This is a genomic window from Ruegeria sp. K7 (assembly GCF_056531785.1).
This window is the reverse complement of sequence record NZ_JBQFMJ010000007.1, coordinates 183,802-201,457: the sequence shown is the minus strand read 5'-3', so window position 1 is coordinate 201,457 and position 17,656 is coordinate 183,802. Positions and strand designations below refer to the sequence as shown.

Here is a 17,656-nt window from a genome sequence, read left to right as displayed (position 1 = left end):
CTCCGGGCCATGTCATGGGTGCATTTGTGTCGACCTTAGCCTTGATAATCCCTTTTACACATCAACGCGCTGATCCTCGGCATCGAAGAAATGCAGGAATTCTGGTGCAAGGTGCAACCCAACCGTTGCGCCAGGCTGCAATTCGGTATCACCGGTGATGCGGACTGTAACTTTGTCTTCGCCACCACAATCGAGGATCAGGAATGTGTCTGCGCCAAGATACTCAATAACCTCGATAACGCCATCACACTGACCTGCACCTTGTGCCACGACTGTTATGTGTTCGGGGCGGATACCCAACCGTGTCGCGGCTACAGCCCGATCGTAGGTGCCACTGCCACCCCCCGAAAGGCGGTAAGAACCATTGTCGGTCGTGCACGGCAGGATGTTCATTTTCGGGCTGCCGATGAATTGGGCTACGAACAGGTTCGCTGGATGCTCATATAATTCACGCGGAGTGCCGACCTGGGCGATATGACCGTATTCCAGCACGACGATCCGGTCTGCCAGCGTCATCGCCTCGACCTGATCGTGCGTGACATAGATCATGGTACGTTTCAGGTTCTGGTGCAGCTTGGCGATCTCGTAGCGCATTTCGACACGCAATGCGGCGTCGAGGTTCGAAAGAGGTTCGTCGAACAGGAATGCGGTGGGGTCACGCACGATCGAGCGGCCGATAGCGACACGCTGGCGCTGACCACCTGAAAGGTCCTTTGGCCTGCGTTCCAGAAATGGCGTCAGTTTCAGAACTTCGGCAGCCTTACTGACCTGAGCATCAATGTCTGTTTTTGGGGCACCGGCAACCTTCAGCGAAAACCCCATATTCTCGGCCACGGTCAGATGGGGATAAAGGGCGTAGGATTGAAACACCATTGTTAGCCCGCGTTTCGAAGGCGGGTGATCGGTGACGTCGTTGTCGTTGATCAGAATTGCGCCGCGCGAAGTATCTTCAAGGCCGCCGATCATACGCAACAGGGTTGATTTACCGCAGCCCGATGGGCCGACGAACACGATGAACTCACCTTCGTCTATGTCAAGGTCAATGCCCTTGATGACCTGAACGTTACCAAACCACTTTTCGACCGCGTTGAGCTTGATGCTGCCCATCAGTTCCTCCCTGCCCAGATCAGCCAAACGGCGGCTGTCCATGTAAACGAATTCCCGCCCGCGGGACTGCCGGTATTGGGATCGAAGTATTCAGCAAACCCGAAATTGGAAATCAACGCGGCGGTTTTGGCGCGCAGGTCTTCCGCTTCGGCCTCATGGCCCATTTCGGCAAGGCCAATGCCGATCATCATGTTCATGATCGCCCAGGTTGGTCCGCGCCAGTATCGGCGGGGATCGAATTTCGGGCTTTCTTTGTCGTGGCTGGGAATAGGGTGCGGGACCGTTTTCTGAACTTTTCTGAGCCTTTCCAGCATTTCGGGCGACTCGATGCCGGCAAACCAGCACATGAAGGAAGCGTTCGAGATACTGTTCGCCCAGTCGCCGCTATGGGCATCGCGCGAGTCAAAAGACCCCAGATCGGCATTCCACAGCGACCGCGCGCCCTCCTCCAGTCGGGCGATGTCGTTGCTCAAGCCGTCGGTTTCCTGACCGAGTTCGGTGCCTACGGCCAACAGATCGCGGGCCGCGCGTAAGGTGGTGAAGGTCATTGTCGGGTCCGCCACGCGGAACGGGTTCTTGCTGAGCAAGGTCTTCTGATCCCATCCGGCCTCGCGTCCGATCTGAACCAGCTTGATGTACCGGTCATAGTCGAACTTGGTGGGCCGGTCGTCGCTGTTGACGTGGCTTGTGTCCCGGCGGACATATTCGCCCACGTCCGAGGCATCCATACGTGCCATGGCCTTGTCCCAGTCCGGGGCGTTGTCGCGGCCCGCCTCCCAGGGGTGGGTGGTGCAGACAGCCCCTAGATCGTCCAGCCGCCATTTCATGATCCAACGGTGCCAGGCCAGCATGGCGGCGAAAAGGGGGCGAATACGAACTTCGCCCAGTGTCCGGTCCTTGTCCCAGATAAGGCGCGCCATGGTGGCCGCAATGGGTGGCTGGATGATGCCCGACGACGGGATCGGGCCGTTGCACCCCCAGACATCCGGACCGGGGAAATACCCAGGATCGGGTTTGTGAAACAGGATATGCGGGACCATCCCGTCAGCCCATTGTCCCGAGAACAGCGTCTCAAGCTCAATCCAGGCGCGATCTATGTCAAATTCGGCAAACCCAAGCGCGGCGATCGCGCTGTCCCAGTTCCATTGATACGGATACAGCCCTTCGGTCGGGATGGTGTAGCCTCCCCGGTCATTGGCGATCAGGATATTGCGCGCCTCGCGGTCGGGGTTCGTATGTTGGTTCATCTGTGTCATCCTTTGACGGACCCCGCAGTCAGGCCCTTGGTCATGAAACGTTCAAGCCCCAGGAACAGCGCCATGATCGGGACAGTGGCGATGACGGCACCGGCCATCAGGTGCTGACGGGGAATTTCTGAGGAATTCAGCATCGTGACCCCTCGGGTCAGGGTGAATTTTGACGGATCGTCCAGCAGCATGAAGGCCAGCAGGAACTCATTCCAGGCGATCATGAAGACGTAAAGCGAGACCGACGCCAGAGCCGGCAGGCTGAGCGGAAGGGTGATCTTCCAGATCACCGACAGGCGTGACAACCCATCCATCAAACCGGCTTCCTCGACCTCGGTCGGCAAGCCGCGAAAATAGCCTTGCAACATGTAGAGCGCGACCGGGATAGTTGTCACCGGATAGATCATGACAATGCCAAGGATCGAATTGCGCAAGCCGGTCAGAGAGAATGCGATATAGATCGGCAGCGCCAGTACGATCATCGGGACCATGTAGATCAACAGGATCGAGCGTGAGAACGCCTTTTGCCCCTTGAACCGGAACCGCGCAACAGCGTAGGCCCCGGGGACGCTGAAGGCCAGCGTAATGAATACCGTGAGGACCGAGACGTAGAAGGACGTCCACAAATAGGTGCCGAAATTGAAGTCACGGAACAGCTCGGTATAACTGCGGAAAAGCGCGGTGCCCTGGCTCAGGTCGATCGAGAAATCCAGCGGATTTTGCAGCAACGCCTGCTGGGATTTAAGGCTGGTCATCACCATGACGTAAAACGGGATGACCACGATTGCCGTGAAGAAAATATACCCGAAGCCGGTGCAGAACCGGATTACCGCATCCTCGAATTCGTGCCGGGTCAGCTCTCCGAACGGGGTTTCCCTGAGAATTGCAGCCAACGAGACGTGAATTACGGCGGCCATTGCCAGAACAGTAACCAGGACTGCCTGCACCGACGTGTCCGGGCCGATCAGAACGGGGCCAAACCCGGTCAGGCCGGACAGGCCCAGCATGGCCGATATACCCAGGCGGGCCGGTGCATGGTGCGCCGGGAACCGGATGTAGATCCATCCTGCCAGCGCACCCCAGATCAGGCAGAGCAGTATCTGGGGACGAAATGCCGCCCCGGTGGAAAACGACATGGTGACGGCAACGGTTGTCGCGATGACAACCAGCCAAAGCGCGCCCAGAATTGGGCCGGTTATATACCCTTTGCGCATCACAGACCCTCCTCACGGCTAATGAAGCGGAAGAAGACAAAGCTGAAGGCAATTAGGCACACCAGGATCACAACCGCCACCGCCGCACCGGCGCCGATGTTCGATATTGCAAAAGCCTGTTCATAGACATTCACGGTCAGCGTGCGAGTGCCCGCATTGCCGCCGGTCAGCAGGAAGATGTCATCGAATTTGTTGAACGTCCATATGAAGCGCAGCAGGAACAGCACTGACAGGATACCCAGCAATTGCGGGATGCTCAGCAACCAGAATTTCTGGAATGGCGAAGCCCCGTCCATATCCGCCGCTTCATACATGCTGGAGTCGATAGATTGCATCCTGGCGAGGATGAACAGGAAGGACAGAGGGAAATAGCGCCAGATCTCAAACACTGTGACCATGATCAGGGCCAATGGGCGTTCACCGAAGAAGTTGATGGGATCGCTGGTCAGTCCCATCTGCACCAGCAACGCGTTGGCGGAACCTGAGAATGGGTCGAATAGCGTGACCCATGTGAAGGCGACCGCAATCACCGGGGCAACGTAAGGGAACAGGTAGAGGCCTCGGATGATGCCCTGCCCCCTGAAGCTTTTGTTCAGCAGCAGGGCCGCAAAGAGGCCCATGACCAGCGCACCGATTGTGCCGAATACAGTATAGAACAGAGTGACCCAAAGAACGCCCCAGAATTCTTTCCCGTCAAAGACGCGGGCAAAGTTTTCGAGGCTGAATTCAAGGCTGGTCAGTACATTCGGCCCGCTGCCGGTGACTTTCGGCTCTGATCCCTCGACCGCATCCTCGACCGCATCCGGGTCGCCGTCGAATGTGACCGGGATGCGGATACGCTCACGCTGTCCACCCTGCAAAGTGCCGAAATCGCAATATAAATCCTGCCCGTCCAGAGCACATGGCGCAACGACTTCTCCGGCGGTCACCCCGTCAGGAAGAACATCGGCCAGGGTCACGCCTTCGATCGCGATCTCCTGGCTGGAGTTGCGCAAGCGGTATTCGATCCGCAGATCGTCGCCCGATCCGCGCAGACTTTCACGGACAACCGGCGCGGGTGGGCGCAGGTCGGACAGGGAAAATGGCTTGAAGCTGATCCAGATGATTGCCAGCAACGGCAGGATCACGACAAGCGACACACTGATCACGGTCGGAGCCAGCAGAGCCCAGGCCATACGCGCATCGCGTTTGGCAAGTGCCCCGGTTCCGGTCGGTGGGGTTACCGAAGAAGACATGGAAGACCTCGGAGAGGGTTGGGTGCAGCGGCGCGCACGCCGCTGCGGTTTCCGATTGAGAGACGGTTCTACTGAACTTTGGCCAGTTCGTCGTTCATGGCCGCTACGGCCTGGGCAGCGTCGATTTCATCGTCGATATACTGACGAACGACACGGTTGATGGCCTGCGAGTTGATCATTTTTGATGCCAGGGACAACTGCCCCTCGGTCACGCCCCAGCGTTGTGCGACGTCAAGACCACCGACGATTTCGTCGATCATCGCCTGATCATAAAGCTCACCCAAGGGTGCCTTGCGATCCACCCCGACCGGCAATTCGGCCCAGGCTTCTGCAAAGGCCGTCGGATTTTCGGCATTGCCTCGGCGGACCGGGAACTTGCCCTCGGGCGCGATTGCCAGCGTCTGAGTATAACCGTCATCCATGGCGTATTTCACGAATTCCATGGCTGCATCGGTGTCCGCGTCGCTGGTGATGCCGAAATACCGGACGTCACCCCAGGCCGCGCCGTCAGGATTGGAAGGGCCGGACAATTTGGTCACGATACCTGTCTTGCCCGCCAGATCACGCGAGGTCGGGTCGTCGTTGATGGTCGGCGGAGCGCTATCGCGCAGACCGGCCAGCTCGTCCAGAATGAAAGGCGACCAGATGATCATTGCTGCTTTGCCGTCAAAATACAGCTCGCGCGATTGCTTCCAGTACAACTCTCCCGGAGGTGAGGCTTTGGAAATCGCCTTGTAGAAATCCAGAACTTCGGTGGTTTTGGCTTCGTCCAGTGGTTGGAAGCCATCCGGACCAACCGGGCTGACGCCATTGGCGAGGAAAACATGCTCCAGAACCTGGCTCATGAAGTTCTCATCGACTTTGGTGGCGGACACGAACCCGTACATCTCGGGCGGATTGTGCAGTTTTTCCAATGCCGCCTGAATATCGGCAAAGGAATCCGGGGCTTCGAGACCGTTTTCCTCAAACAGGTCCTTGCGATAGACGACCATCTGGGTCCAGCCGTCTACAGGCACCGATGCGGTTTCATCGTTGAACGCGGCCATCGCGATCGCTCCGGGTGCGAATGTATCAGCGCCCAGTTCTTCGATCACTTCGGAAGCGGCTTCTGTGTCCAGAATGCCTGCTTCTGCCCATGGCAGGGCATATTGCAGGGTATGGTAAATCACGTCCGGCAGATCGCCGGCGGCAAACGCTGCGGTTGCGCGCGTGCCCAGATCGCTTTCCGTCACCGGGATCACCTCGACGGTGGTGCCTGTATCGGCTTTGAACTGATCAGCCATTTCCTGCTGTTTTGCCAGGCGTTCGGGCTGTTCTTCCGTGGTCCAGAAGCGAATGGTATCAGCTTGCGCCGACAGCGCTGACAAGGTCAGTGCAAGGGATGTGCCAAGCAAAAGCCTGGCCGTACGGGTTGCGATGCGAATAGTCATTTGGTTCCTCCCCGGATTATTCGACATGTATGGAAATCTTTTGCGCCAGTTCTTCTGGAGAACAGGTGGGCGGCCCGTCTGAAGCGCGCTCAACCAACGTGGCCTCACCCAACTCGCGCAGCGTATCTGCGGTTTCGCCCCTGATCTGACGGATCAGCAGTGTCACAAGCCTGTGCCCGGCTTGGCCGGAATCCACGTTGAAGGTGGTCAATGCCGGGTGGGCATGCTGGCTTTCGGGAATGCCGTCATAAGCAATGACCGAGACATCCCGACCAACCTGCAAGTTCAGATCAGCGGCCACGGTATAAAAGCCCAATGCAGCAAGATCAGTGGCAAAAACGATCGCTGTGGGCGGGCGGTTCAGCCGCATCAGTGCGCGGCCCTGCACGGCCCCTTCCTCTCGGGTTCGGGCTCCGTCGCGCACAAGTTCAAGATCATAGGGCAGACCTGCGATGCCCAGCCCCTCGACAAACCCGTCCCGACGCAGGTGACTGTAGTTGAATTTGAGATCGCTGCCGACATAGCCGATCCGCGTATGGCCGTGCCCGGCCAGCCTCAGGACTGCGTTACGCATTGCGCTTTCGCCGGAAATGTCGAACCAGGATGTACCTTCGGGCGGGTTCGAGCGTCCGTAACCGGTTCGTCCATACAAAATATGCGGCACCTCGAGATGGCGCAGAAGACGAACACGAGAATCATTCACGGCGGTCCGAGGCAGGATGAAGCCGTCGGCCTTGCGCTCCTCGACCAAACGGCTCAGGACTTTCAACGTGTCCTGCTCGGATTTGGCGGTCGAGATTGTCATGGTCCAGTCAAAACCGCTGGCGGCCTCGCACGCACCGGCAAGAAATTCCTGAAGGAACGGATTGTGCCCGTCCGGCTCTTCACTGTTGAGCACCATGGCGATGGCGCGAACACGTCCGGTTCGGATTGCCTGTGCATGGCTCAACGGACGGTAACCGAGCTTTCGCGCGGCGTTTTCCACCCTTTTTCGCGTTGTTTCGGCGATATCGGAATAGCCGTTCAGTGCGCGGGAAACGGTGCTTTTTGACAGCCCCAGATGTTCGGCCAGTTCGTCGATTTTGACGCGACCCGCCGCCGAGGGCGTCGCCCCGTTGTTTCTTGCCTTGGAAGTGGACGGATTCGCGTTCATGTGCTCAGGTTCGGTTCCGAAACCGGTTTCGGCAACAGTTTTGTGTGTGTTTTTTTGGATCGAGCCAAACCCGGATCCGCCGACTACTGATCCAAGTGCCAACATAGATGGTGAATTGCTGGCAACTCCGTCGCTCAGGACAGGCACAGGCTTCCCCGGCGCAAATCCAGCCTGATCACATACGAAACCGTCGGGGCGATGTCCGTGGCGGTAGCCGCAAGTGGCCGATCAAGCTCGCAGGGCGATCTTATCCGCTGCGCGATGCAAGACCCAACGAACTCGCGGCAGCACGAAGCTCTGATGAGGCCTGGGCTGGCAGCCCATCCCCCTCGCTTTCGTCGAAAACCGCGTAGGCGGCATATGCGAACCGGGGGGCCGCCTTGACCAGCTTAAGCCACCCGCCTTCAAGTTCCGGTTCGATCACGCGTTTCGGAAAATAACCAGCGGCGGGAATTGAGCGTAGGTATTGAAGGCCGAGGGTTCCGATCCCCAGCTGAAGACGTGGCGTATCAAGCTCGGGAAAGTTCAGCAAATGGTCGGCTCGGAATTCCGGGCCCCAATCAATCAGGATGTAGGCGTTGCCGAGATTGGCTGGCAGGGCATCCGGGCCGCTGGTGACCAGTACAAACTCATCTTCGAAAAGTTGCACCGCAGATAGCCCTGACACGCTTCGCGGCTCGTACATAATTGCAAGGTCCAGGCCGCCCTCTTCGATTTCGCGGGTCAGGGTTGCGGAAGACGCGGCTGACGCTTTGATGGCAACATCGGGCATCAATGTCATCAACTTGGGCAGGGCGTCGGTCAAATAGCCGTCCCATAAGCTCGGCGCCGCACCGATCGCCAGCGCGGCTGTCATCGCCGCCGGAAGGCTTGCATCCAGCTTTGCCTGTGTCCAGGTGCGTACCAGAACCTGAGCGTGTTTGAGGAAATGCCGCCCCGCTGGCGTCAGGGTCGCGCCGGATTTGCCACGTTCAAAAACGGATTGGCCTAGCTGCTGCTCGAGCGTCCGAATCCTCATGCTCACGGTCGATTGTGTGACATGCACCTTGTTTGCGGCATCGAAAAAGGTGCCCGTCTCAACGACCGCCAGGAACGTGCGGGCAAGTTCAATATCCATGAGCCACCTATTTGATTGATCGATATTATCCGTGATAAAAATTCGTTTTTCAATAAAATGAGGCCGTGCCATATTTTATGTGTAGCGCGAAAGTGCCCCTGCCATATCGGATCACCAATCAACACTTCTAATTTCGTATTGCAGCACCCAAGCTGAGGAACCAATGAAGTCTGATGCCCGAAGAAATTTCACCGGCACCGGAGCGCTACACCAACCTTGCAATGGGTAGTTGCCCATATCTGACGGAGACTAAAATGGGTCGAGATTCTGTTGTGTCACTGCTCTCGTCGCTGTTTGCCCGGCTTGTGTTCCCCATGCCCGCCGATCTGGATATGGACGGTGACGGCCTGGCCTCTCTGGCGGAGCTTCAGACGAAGTATCCTGCAGTCCCTGATGAATTCTTTCTGGAATTCGGCCCGGATGCAGATGGCTTTGTCAGTTGAGTCGAACAATCATTAAGTGCGAGGGAACCGATCCGAACTTCGGCCGTCTGCTATCTGGCGACCGCTTCGAACAAAAGCGCCTTTTGCGGCATGATCAGGAACTCGCCGTCGCGAAAGTGAGTGACCGCCTTTAGTATCTCTGAAGCAACAACGTTGGCGGCTTCCTCTCCCGCCGCGCGAAGCGCCTTTTCGTTCGGAGTTGATAACAGTTCGTCTCGCATGGCTTGCGCGTCGCAGCGCAGTTTTCGGTCGACGGAAATGGTCTTCGGTGCGGCGACGTTGAAACCAGCGGCTCCAATCAATTCGCGAACCTCATCGGCGTCGTTCCATGTGAAGGGTTGAACAGCCGTTGTGGCGGCCGTGTCACCAATGTGGACTTTCAGCACATCGGCAACGACCGCAAAAAAGGGCGGGATCGCTTTCCAGCATGTCACGACAACCAGCGCGTCTGGCTTTACGATCCTTCTGATCTCGGCCAGGGCTGCGGGTTTGTCAGGAAAAAACTGCAAACCATGTTGGCAAAACGCCAGATCGACTGCCCCATCTTTCAAGGGCATCGACTGTGCCGGTGCCTCGATCCATTCAAATCGGTGCGGGCCGTCCGGCGTGTTTGCGTCGGCAACCTGGATCATGGCCGGGTTCAGATCGCATCCGACAATACGAGCGGGTGTGGTCAGCCGCTTGGCCACGGCGCGGGCCATGACCCCCGTTCCGCAGGCCACGTCGAGCACGGTTTTTGCGGGGGGCAGCGAAATGGCATTCAGCGTGGCTTCTGCCATCGGGCCGAAAATGGCCGGGACGCGTTGTTTCTCGTATTTTTCCGCTGCAGAGGTCGAAAGATGAAAGGTGTTGTCTTGCGACATTGGATTGCAGTCCGAAGTTTACTAGGCGCGGGTATTGGTTGCCTTGACGGCCCAGGCGCGGGCCGGCAGCACGATCTCGTTCTCGCCAAGATCGGTCTTTAATCTGCCTTTCAGTTCGGCCTGTTGTTTCGGAGCGAGCTTTGCGAGGTAGCCAGGTGCCGGTCCAGCCCCTCGTGTGAACGGGTCCCAGAACGCTTCGAAGTCGGAAAAGCGGGTGTCGCGCTGGATGGGTGCCACATCGCATTGCAGGCCCGCAGCCTTGCAAAGCTCGGCCAGCCCGTCGGGCGTGCATTGAGGAAACCGGGCCGCCTCGTCTAAACTGGCCGCGTTTTCATCAATCGATGCCGCAGCTTTCCAGAAAGTGCTGATGAAGCCCATGCCACCGCCGGGATAGTCCCAGACATAGAAGCAAACAGTGCCTCCCGGCCTTACAACGCGTATCATTTCCTGCAGCCCCGCAGTTGCATCGGGGAAAAAATTGACGGCCAGACCAGACGTCGCGATGTCGAACATCCCGGTCTCGGCAGGCAGATCTTCCGCACCGCCGACGGCAAACCGAGCACGATCATCTGCCGAGTTTTCGCGGGCGAAGGCGACGAAGCCGTCCGACGGATCAACGCCGAGCACGGATTTCGGGCGACAGTGGTCCAGAATGGTTGCGGAAAGCGCGCCGGTTCCGCATCCGACATCTATCCAGTCGGCGTCAGGCGAAGGTGCCAGCCAATCCAGGAAATCGCCGGCGATCTGACGGCTCCACCGGCCCATGTAATGTTCGTAGGCATCACCGGCGGCCCAGCTGTCGAATTTAGCAGATGTGGTCATGACGATGCTCCGCCTGTGTCTTCGGGGATCACGGCATCCACTTCGATTTCGACCAGCCATTCCGGGTTCACGAAGCGTTCAATCGCCATGATCGTGTCCACCGGCCGGGAGTCCCTGCAATAGTGTTTCCGCGCCTCGATCGCCTCCTTCCAGTTGTCGATATCCGTCAGGATCACGCGGGTGCGGACAATGTCCTGCAAGCCGGATCCGGCGTCTTCGAGGGCCGCCTTGATGATTTCGAAACACTGTCTGGTCTGGGCATAGACATCGCCGATGCCGACCGTTTTTACCGTTTGCATCGACCGGCGCAGTTCCCCCGACGGCGATGAACGATCCGACCCGAACAGCACGGCTGAACCCAACGATCTCTTCCATCGGGTTGCCGTTCGAAACGAGTTGCCGTCCCTTCATTACTGGTTCCCCCAAATTGATGCGCTAGTGTAGAGAATTCTTTTTTTCTTGTCTCAGAAATAATCGACCCGGCAACCTGCGGGGACAGTTCTGTTTGACGGTCTTGAGGCAAGGCATTCTAAGTGCGATTCACACAAATCCGGGCTTCAAAAAGCAAGCCGCCGGAACAGTCCCGCGGCCAGTGTTTTCTAATCGTTTGGCCTCGGGCCCCTGCCCAGACAAGGAAGGGCTTTGGCACAAGGAAGACACACCTTCACGACGGGCAGACCGCTCTATCGACGGCCCTGCCCGCCCCGGCACAGGCCATTCGTGCCGCAGGTGAAGTCTGGTAGATGGTGCAACGGGTTGCGCAGAACGACTCACCTTTTGCTCATAATGCGATCAGTCATAGCTGAGCGATAGGGTGTCCGTCTGCGGCAGCGACTGGCACGTCAGGATCGCCCCTTTTGCAATGTCCGAGTCTTCCAGCGCCATTCGCGCGCGCATGTGGACATCGCCTTTTGCCAGCTTGGCACGGCAGGCACCACAAACCCCGGACTGGCAGGAAAAGGGCGGTTTCAGTCCTGCGGATTTTGCCGCTTCGAGAACCGTTTGGCCGCTGGCCACGTCGACCGAATGCCTGACGCCGCCCAACGTGATCTCTGCCTTGGCAGCCAGACCTTCGGCAGTGGTGTCAATCTCTGCCGCGCCGCCATAGCTTTCCATGTGGATGCGATTGGCAGGAACATCGAGCGACATCAGCGATGCTTTCACGGCCTTGTTCATGCCGCCGGGTCCGCAGACGTAATACTGCGCGTCCTGTGCATAGGGCGGGTTTTCGGCAATCAGCGCCTCGATCGCGGGTTCGTCGATGATACCTCTGCGCCAATACTCGGCCGAGGACCAGAAACCGGATTTGGAAAAGACATGGTGAATGGTCATCCGATCCGGATTGGCTTCCCCAAGGGCGTTCAGCTCGTCCAACAACAGGACAGAGTGCTCGTTGTTGTTGCCGTAAGCCAGATGCGCGAAGGAATTGGGCTCGGCCGCCATGACTGAACTGAGCATTGCGTAAAGCGGGGTGATGCCTGAACCTGCGCCAAAAAAGTAATGGGTACGCCGCGCTGTCGCTCCGGGGTCCAGGAAAAACCCGCCGAAAGGTGGCATCACATCAATCACATCGCCCTTGTTCACAGTGTCATTGACGTGGTTGCTGACGAGGCCGTTCCGGACACGCTTTACGGTGATCCGCAGGGGATCACCCGTGAACGGAGACGAGGAGATTGAATAGCTGCGCCTTTGCTCCTCTCCGTTCACCACGAAGCGGAACGACAGGTGCTGACCGGGCCGCCAGACGAAGGTTTCGCGCAGGGCGTCGGGCACGTCGAACATGACTGTCTTGGCCTGGCCGCCGATTTCCTCGCGGGTATCGAGAACGGTCAGCGGGTGGAAGTTTCGCTGGTTCATTTGGCTTCCCCCAACCATTCGAGAACGACTTTCTGATGCTGCACGACCGGGCTTTCACCAACCGCTGCGGGACCGGTTTCGAAATAGGGCGATTTCAGCGATTTCTGCTGCTGTTCACATGCGTAGATGTCTTCCCCCGTGAAGTCGCCCGCGACCATCGGGTCATCCTCGCTCATGGCGTCATGGGCTTCGTACTTGCCGCTCAGGCCGAACTTGGTCCAGAAATTCGAGGATTTCATCGACTGCTTGGCAAACTCCCAGCCGGAACTGTTGGACACCCGCCCCCGGTTGGACACTCGCGTCAGTTCGGGGCCGAGCGGCTCGACGATGAAGAGGTTCCAACCGTCCTCGGAGCCAGCCAACCCAATCCCCGGGAACAGCATCGGCACCCACGCGCCGGTCAAGTCCTCGGGGATTACACGCGGGGCAATCAGCTTACTTTCCTGATCCTTCAGAAAGTCTTCGACCGGGGGTTCCCAGAACATGTAGTGTGGGCCTTCCCAGTGGTATTTCGCGGCTTTGTGGTCGTACATTTGCAGCGTGTTCGAATGCAGGTGGCTCAGGTGGTAGACGTCGATGTAGTTTTCGACAACCACCTTCCAGTTTGCCTTAATCTCGTAGCTGTTGTTCAGGTCTTCATATTCGACCAGTTCCTCGGGTACGTGCGGGCCAATATGCTGTTCCACCGGCCCGAACCATTCAGCGATAGAGGGCGCGTCCGGGTCAGGATGCACAAATATCATCGATTTCCAGATGTCGACCCTGGCGGGTTTCAGACCCAGGCAGGATTTATCTACCTTGCCGAATTCCTCTTGTTCTTCGGGCACCGAGATCAGGTTGCCTTCAAGGTCATAGGTCCAGTCGTGATACGGGCATGTCAGCGCTTTTTGCGTCTTGCCGACGGCCCGGATCAGTTGCGTGCCGCGGTGACGGCAAATGTTATGAAACGCGCGCAGGCGCCTGTCGCGGCCCATTACCACGAAAATGTTGTTCAGCCCGGCCTGAACGGTGATGTACTGGCCGGGTTCGCTGACATCCTCCATGAACCCGGCATAACGCCAGGTTTTCGAGAAGATCTCGCGCATTTCGCGATCGAACCACTCTTGAGAAGTGTAGGCCTCGACAGGCAGCATGTGAAGCATTCGGGTCATTCGGGTGTTCCCAAGATTGGTGTGAGCCCTAGCCGGGCAGAAAATCGGCGGTTATCAGCAAGATACCGAAGACGACCCAGGCAACCTGGATCAACCAGTACAGAACGGGGTCTTCGTCCCGCGTTACTTCAGACAACAAAAACGCATAGCCCGTGCGGTAACTCTGGACTGTCCAAAACAGGAACAGCAGCCCCCAGAGCGATTGATAGCCAAGCACTGTTGCAATCATCAGCACGGCGAAAGCGATGTAGTTGAGTGGACGCATCTGGATCATGAGCGGCTTTCCAATCCTTCCAGCAGGTTGCCCGCGAGGGATTGTGCGGCTTGCGGCCACTCCTGCGGCATGTTCAACGGCGCCAGAGACGCCACGTTCAGATATAGCGCAACGATGCCATGGGCCGCGACAGCGATCGCGTGATGGTCGGCTTGTGGATAGTCCTTGCTCAAAATACCTGCAATCGCGGCCTCGAACGCCAGAAGGGAGTCTCGGCAGGCGGCGCGCAGGTCCGCATCTTCTGCGGCACGCGCTGTCAGTGCCGCAAACGCCAACACCATGTCCGGGGTCGATTCCATCGTTTCGGAAAACAGAAGCTCGACCAGAGCCGACCCCGCGCCATCTTCCGGAAGCGCGGCCAACAGCGCTTCGGTCTGTTCGGCAAAGCTGCGCAGGACATAGTCCTGCAACGCCATGATCATTTCGTCCCGATTGCCCAGATGGTGTCGGATCAGCGGCCGGGTCAGCCCCGCATCGTCCGCGATTTGCGCAAGCGAGGCGCCTTCAAGCCCGAAACGTGCCACGCAACGCACCAGTGCGTTCATCACCTGTGCATAGCGTTCGTCTCGGTTTGATGGGCGCCCGGCCACGTCAGTTCCAGTACTTCAGCTGCAATGTCGAATTGGCCGTCGCGCCAGTGGCGACAGCCGCATCCTCGAATTTCGGCAGCAAACCCCGTCGCCCCATTCCGGAAAACGCATATCCTTCGGTCGGTACTTCGCCTTTCATGTCCAGATCGCTGTCCAGGTCTTCGTCGTGCATTGCGGCGAAGGCATAGGTGCCAGCCGGAAGGTTGTGAAACGTGACCGAGACCGTCGGACCGGCTGCGGGGACTTGGGCCATCGCGATCGCCGTGGCCACGTCCATCGTCTCAAAGCCCGCGGCCTGATCGAAGGCCGCCACGATCACTGCGCCATTGCCATTCCGCAACCCGTCGACAGTCACCGAAAGCGGTGCGGTTTCGGACGATTGCGCAATGGCTGCGACTGCGGTGGCAGCAGCAAGGGCCGCCACTGAGACAAGTTTGAAAGGTTGCATCGAGTCACCATAAGTTGTCAACTGTGACAGTATTTAGGGCTGCCTCCATTTATTGTCAACAGTGACAGGTTATTATTTTGGAACGTCAAACTTCAACGCATCCGGGCGGCCTCGGCCGACGCTGTGCAGTGCTCTGCCATTCGTTCGGTATGATAGGTCAGGTTTTCAAACAAGGCCTGCGCCCAGTGTAGTGCCCCTGATGTCAGCAGGAACACTTCGGGCACGATCACCCACTCTCCAATCCACGCGCCGCCGGACCTTTCGTGTTGGTGAAGGGTGAACTCCCCGATCTGTTCCGCTTTCTGCCGGCCGAGGCGCGACACCGCCTCCATGAATTCAGATGCCCGCTGGTTGCGTTTGTGGTGCATGGACGAGGACGCGCCTTTGCCTTTGGCATGTACTTCAGAGATCTCGGCAATGTCGGATGAGGACAGAAGGTTGATATTGTGGGCGATCTTGCAGAGCGTGGCGCAGAGTGATCCTAGTGCAGTCACCACATCCGCGATCCCGTCGCGGGCGTTTTGCCAGTGGGGCGCGACACTGCCCAGCCCCAGGCTTTCCGCGACCACTGTCTTGACCCTCTCTCCCTCTCCGCTCTCGTAGCCCCGCAGATCACCAACCGGGCCGCCGATTTGCACGTTGAGGCCACGACCCGAAGCCTGTTCCAACGCCTTGTTGCGGCGCGCCAGTTCTGACCGCCACACCTCCAGTTTGGTGGCCAGCTTCATGGGAACCGCATGCTGACCGTTGGTGCGCCCCATAAGAATGGTCGAGGGGTAGTCGCGGATATGCCCGTCCAGCAGTTCGAGCAGCCGGTTGATGCCAATCTCGATTTCCGCAAGGCCAAGCTTCATCTGCATGACCATGGCGGTGTCCATAATGTCCTGTGTGGTCGCCCTGTGGTGAACGTGATCTGCATGCGCGCGCACCAATGACCGAATCTGTTTCACCAGCCCCACGATGGGGCGCCCGACCAGATCCATTTCCGCAGCCAGTGCTTCGGTATCCAGATCAGAGATACCCACGGCTTCGATCGCCAAGGCCGCCTCGGTCGGGATCAGGTTCAGATCGGCCTGACAGCGCGAAAGGATCTGTTCGACCTTCAACCACGCAGCGATGGTGGCGGGCTCGGACCAGATCCTGCGCATTTCAGCGGAGGAAAAGCAGTTGCGGTAGATCCGGTAATCAAGCATCGCCCAGTCCACCGTCGGCGATACGCCGTTCATTCATGATTGACCGAATGCGGAACCCCATAGCCAAAAGGCCGAGCAGCAGGAATCCGGCGGCGATGGGGCGTTCGACAAAGATGAGCGCGCCGCCATCGGACATCAGCAGCGCCTGGCGGAAGGTTTCCTCGGCCCCCTTCGCCAGGACGAAAGAGATGACGAAGGCCGCCACGTTGAAGTCGAATTTGCGCATCAGCCAGCCCGCAAACCCGGCCACAGTCATGACAGTCACGTCGAACATCGAACCTCGGGCGGAATAGGCGGCGACAAAAGCGGTCAGAAAGATCAGCGGATAGAGCACGTTGACCGGAACCTTCAGGATCAGGCGCGCAACCTGCGTGGCCCCAAAGTAGCCGATGATCCCGTAGGCAAAGATTCCCAGCATCCCGCAGGCAAAAAGCTGATAGACCAGTTCCTTGTCCGTGAGAAACAGGGTGGGTCCGACCTGAACGCCGTGGATCAGGAAAACGCCCAGCAGGATGGCCCCGATGGTCGAACCCGGGATGCCAAGCGTCAGCAGCGGCGCCATCGACGGCCCGGACACCGCGTTGTTGGCGGCCTCGGGCGCGGCGACGCCTTCCAGCGCACCCTTGCCCCATTGCTCGGGGTTCCTGGCGCGGCGCTTGCCTTCGCCGTAAGAAATGAAGGCCGCAATGGCCGAGCCGAGCCCGGGAAGAACCCCGATCCCCGCGCCGATGAATCCGCCCCGAATGGCGTGCGGGATACAGGGTTTATATTCTTCAAAGGTCAGGCTGTGCCCGGTAGGGTCGCTTTTGTTTCCACTGACTTCACCTTTGGTCTTCTTGCGCTCTTCCAGTTGGGCAAAAACCTCGCTCAGAACGAAGACGCCGATCATAAGAGGCACCAGTCCGATACCATTCGACAGATCAAACGAACCAAACGTGTACCGTTCTTCGCTGGAAATCGGGTCGAGACCGACCATGGCCACAAGGATGCCGAGCAGGGCCGAGATCAGGCCCTTGGTGATGGATTTTCCGATCACGGACCCGATCACCACGAAGGCCGCGAAGTAGATGGCGAAAGTTTCGGGCGGGCCGAGTTTCAGCGCGATGGCGGCGATGAAACCGACACCCGCCACAAGCAGGATGTCCCCCATGAAATCGCCGATAACCGACGAGATCGTCGCAACCTTCATCGCCTTACCTGCCTTGCCTGCACGGGCCAGCGGATAGCCGTCGATCTGCGTCGCTGCACTTGCCGCCGTTCCGGGCGTATTGAACAGAATCGCGGCAACCGAACCTCCATAACGCCCCGATTTGCCAATCACATAGAGAAACGCCAATGCAAACAGAGGCGGCATGTAGAAGGTAATGGGCAGCAGCATTGCGATGGCCGCCGAGGCGGTCAGGCCGGGGGTGGCACCGACGATCATGCCGACGGCAGCAGCCAGAACAATGGCTAACAGGAGTGTCGGATCGGTGATGACCGACAGAAGGGCGGGAAAGATCTCCATTGTGT

General features: G+C 58.4%; 18 protein-coding genes. 1 reads left to right on the top strand and 17 read right to left on the bottom strand.

What is annotated here, in order from left to right:
* Positions 1–54: 54 nt before the first annotated feature.
* The 7 genes from ACR0FE_RS13520 to ACR0FE_RS13490 all read right to left on the bottom strand — a co-directional run bounded on the left by ACR0FE_RS13520 (position 55) and on the right by ACR0FE_RS13490 (position 8,503).
* Positions 55–1,107 carry an ABC transporter ATP-binding protein gene (locus ACR0FE_RS13520; RefSeq protein WP_480913298.1) on the bottom strand — a complete coding sequence of 351 codons (1,053 nt, stop codon included), beginning with the start codon at positions 1,105–1,107 and terminating at the stop codon, positions 55–57.
* Positions 1,107–2,354: an MGH1-like glycoside hydrolase domain-containing protein gene (locus ACR0FE_RS13515; protein ID WP_480913268.1), complete on the bottom strand. Its 1,248-nt coding sequence runs from the start codon at positions 2,352–2,354 to the stop codon at positions 1,107–1,109. The genes ACR0FE_RS13520 and ACR0FE_RS13515 overlap by 1 nt, the downstream gene beginning before the upstream one ends.
* 5 nt (positions 2,355–2,359) lie before the next feature.
* Complete coding sequence (locus ACR0FE_RS13510) at positions 2,360–3,568, bottom strand: carbohydrate ABC transporter permease (RefSeq protein WP_480909106.1); 1,209 nt, start codon at positions 3,566–3,568, stop codon at positions 2,360–2,362.
* A complete protein-coding gene (locus tag ACR0FE_RS13505) occupies positions 3,568–4,803 on the bottom strand; it encodes a carbohydrate ABC transporter permease (RefSeq protein ID WP_480913266.1) in 1,236 nt (411 codons plus the stop codon). Before ACR0FE_RS13505 ends, ACR0FE_RS13510 begins: the two co-directional genes overlap by 1 nt.
* A gap of 68 nt (positions 4,804–4,871) precedes the next feature.
* Complete coding sequence (locus ACR0FE_RS13500; protein ID WP_170808046.1) at positions 4,872–6,233, bottom strand: extracellular solute-binding protein; 1,362 nt, start codon at positions 6,231–6,233, stop codon at positions 4,872–4,874.
* A gap of 16 nt (positions 6,234–6,249) precedes the next feature.
* A complete protein-coding gene (locus ACR0FE_RS13495) occupies positions 6,250–7,386 on the bottom strand; it encodes a LacI family DNA-binding transcriptional regulator (RefSeq protein WP_480913264.1) in 1,137 nt (378 codons plus the stop codon).
* A gap of 247 nt (positions 7,387–7,633) precedes the next feature.
* Positions 7,634–8,503 (bottom strand): LysR family transcriptional regulator, encoded by an 870-nt coding sequence (locus tag ACR0FE_RS13490; protein ID WP_480913262.1) that lies wholly within the window; start codon positions 8,501–8,503, stop codon positions 7,634–7,636.
* A gap of 173 nt (positions 8,504–8,676) precedes the next feature.
* On the opposite strand from ACR0FE_RS13490, the gene ACR0FE_RS13485 reads away from it, so the two are divergent.
* A complete protein-coding gene (locus tag ACR0FE_RS13485; RefSeq protein WP_480913260.1) occupies positions 8,677–8,946 on the top strand; it encodes an EF-hand domain-containing protein in 270 nt (89 codons plus the stop codon).
* Between the two features lie 50 nt (positions 8,947–8,996).
* Here ACR0FE_RS13485 and ACR0FE_RS13480 read toward each other — a convergent pair whose 3' ends face one another.
* The 10 genes from ACR0FE_RS13480 to ACR0FE_RS13435 form a co-directional block, all read right to left on the bottom strand.
* The gene (locus tag ACR0FE_RS13480) at positions 8,997–9,809 is read right to left on the bottom strand and encodes a class I SAM-dependent methyltransferase (RefSeq protein ID WP_480913258.1); all 813 of its coding nucleotides are present in this window, start codon (positions 9,807–9,809) and stop codon (positions 8,997–8,999) included.
* A gap of 21 nt (positions 9,810–9,830) precedes the next feature.
* Positions 9,831–10,631 (bottom strand): class I SAM-dependent methyltransferase, encoded by an 801-nt coding sequence (locus ACR0FE_RS13475; RefSeq protein WP_480492364.1) that lies wholly within the window; start codon positions 10,629–10,631, stop codon positions 9,831–9,833.
* Positions 10,628–10,993 carry a Rid family hydrolase gene (locus tag ACR0FE_RS13470; protein ID WP_480913256.1) on the bottom strand — a complete coding sequence of 122 codons (366 nt, stop codon included), beginning with the start codon at positions 10,991–10,993 and terminating at the stop codon, positions 10,628–10,630. Before ACR0FE_RS13470 ends, ACR0FE_RS13475 begins: the two co-directional genes overlap by 4 nt.
* 430 nt (positions 10,994–11,423) lie before the next feature.
* Entirely contained in the window at positions 11,424–12,488 is a 1,065-nt protein-coding gene (locus tag ACR0FE_RS13465) for a 2Fe-2S iron-sulfur cluster-binding protein (protein ID WP_480913254.1), read from the bottom strand.
* Entirely contained in the window at positions 12,485–13,639 is a 1,155-nt protein-coding gene (locus ACR0FE_RS13460; protein WP_480913252.1) for an aromatic ring-hydroxylating oxygenase subunit alpha, read from the bottom strand. Before ACR0FE_RS13460 ends, ACR0FE_RS13465 begins: the two co-directional genes overlap by 4 nt.
* Before the next feature lie 28 nt (positions 13,640–13,667).
* Positions 13,668–13,913, bottom strand: coding sequence for a hypothetical protein (locus ACR0FE_RS13455; protein ID WP_170808052.1), 246 nt, complete (start codon positions 13,911–13,913; stop codon positions 13,668–13,670).
* A complete protein-coding gene (locus ACR0FE_RS13450; RefSeq protein WP_480913251.1) occupies positions 13,910–14,503 on the bottom strand; it encodes a TetR/AcrR family transcriptional regulator in 594 nt (197 codons plus the stop codon). Before ACR0FE_RS13450 ends, ACR0FE_RS13455 begins: the two co-directional genes overlap by 4 nt.
* A 1-nt stretch (position 14,504) precedes the next feature.
* Entirely contained in the window at positions 14,505–14,951 is a 447-nt protein-coding gene (locus tag ACR0FE_RS13445; RefSeq protein WP_480913249.1) for a DUF2141 domain-containing protein, read from the bottom strand.
* A 92-nt stretch (positions 14,952–15,043) separates the two neighbouring features.
* Complete coding sequence (locus tag ACR0FE_RS13440; RefSeq protein ID WP_480913247.1) at positions 15,044–16,177, bottom strand: lyase family protein; 1,134 nt, start codon at positions 16,175–16,177, stop codon at positions 15,044–15,046.
* Positions 16,137–17,651, bottom strand: a complete 1,515-nt coding sequence (locus ACR0FE_RS13435; protein WP_480913245.1) for a tripartite tricarboxylate transporter permease — start codon at positions 17,649–17,651, stop codon at positions 16,137–16,139. The genes ACR0FE_RS13440 and ACR0FE_RS13435 overlap by 41 nt, the downstream gene beginning before the upstream one ends.
* Between the last annotated feature and the right edge of the window lie 5 nt (positions 17,652–17,656).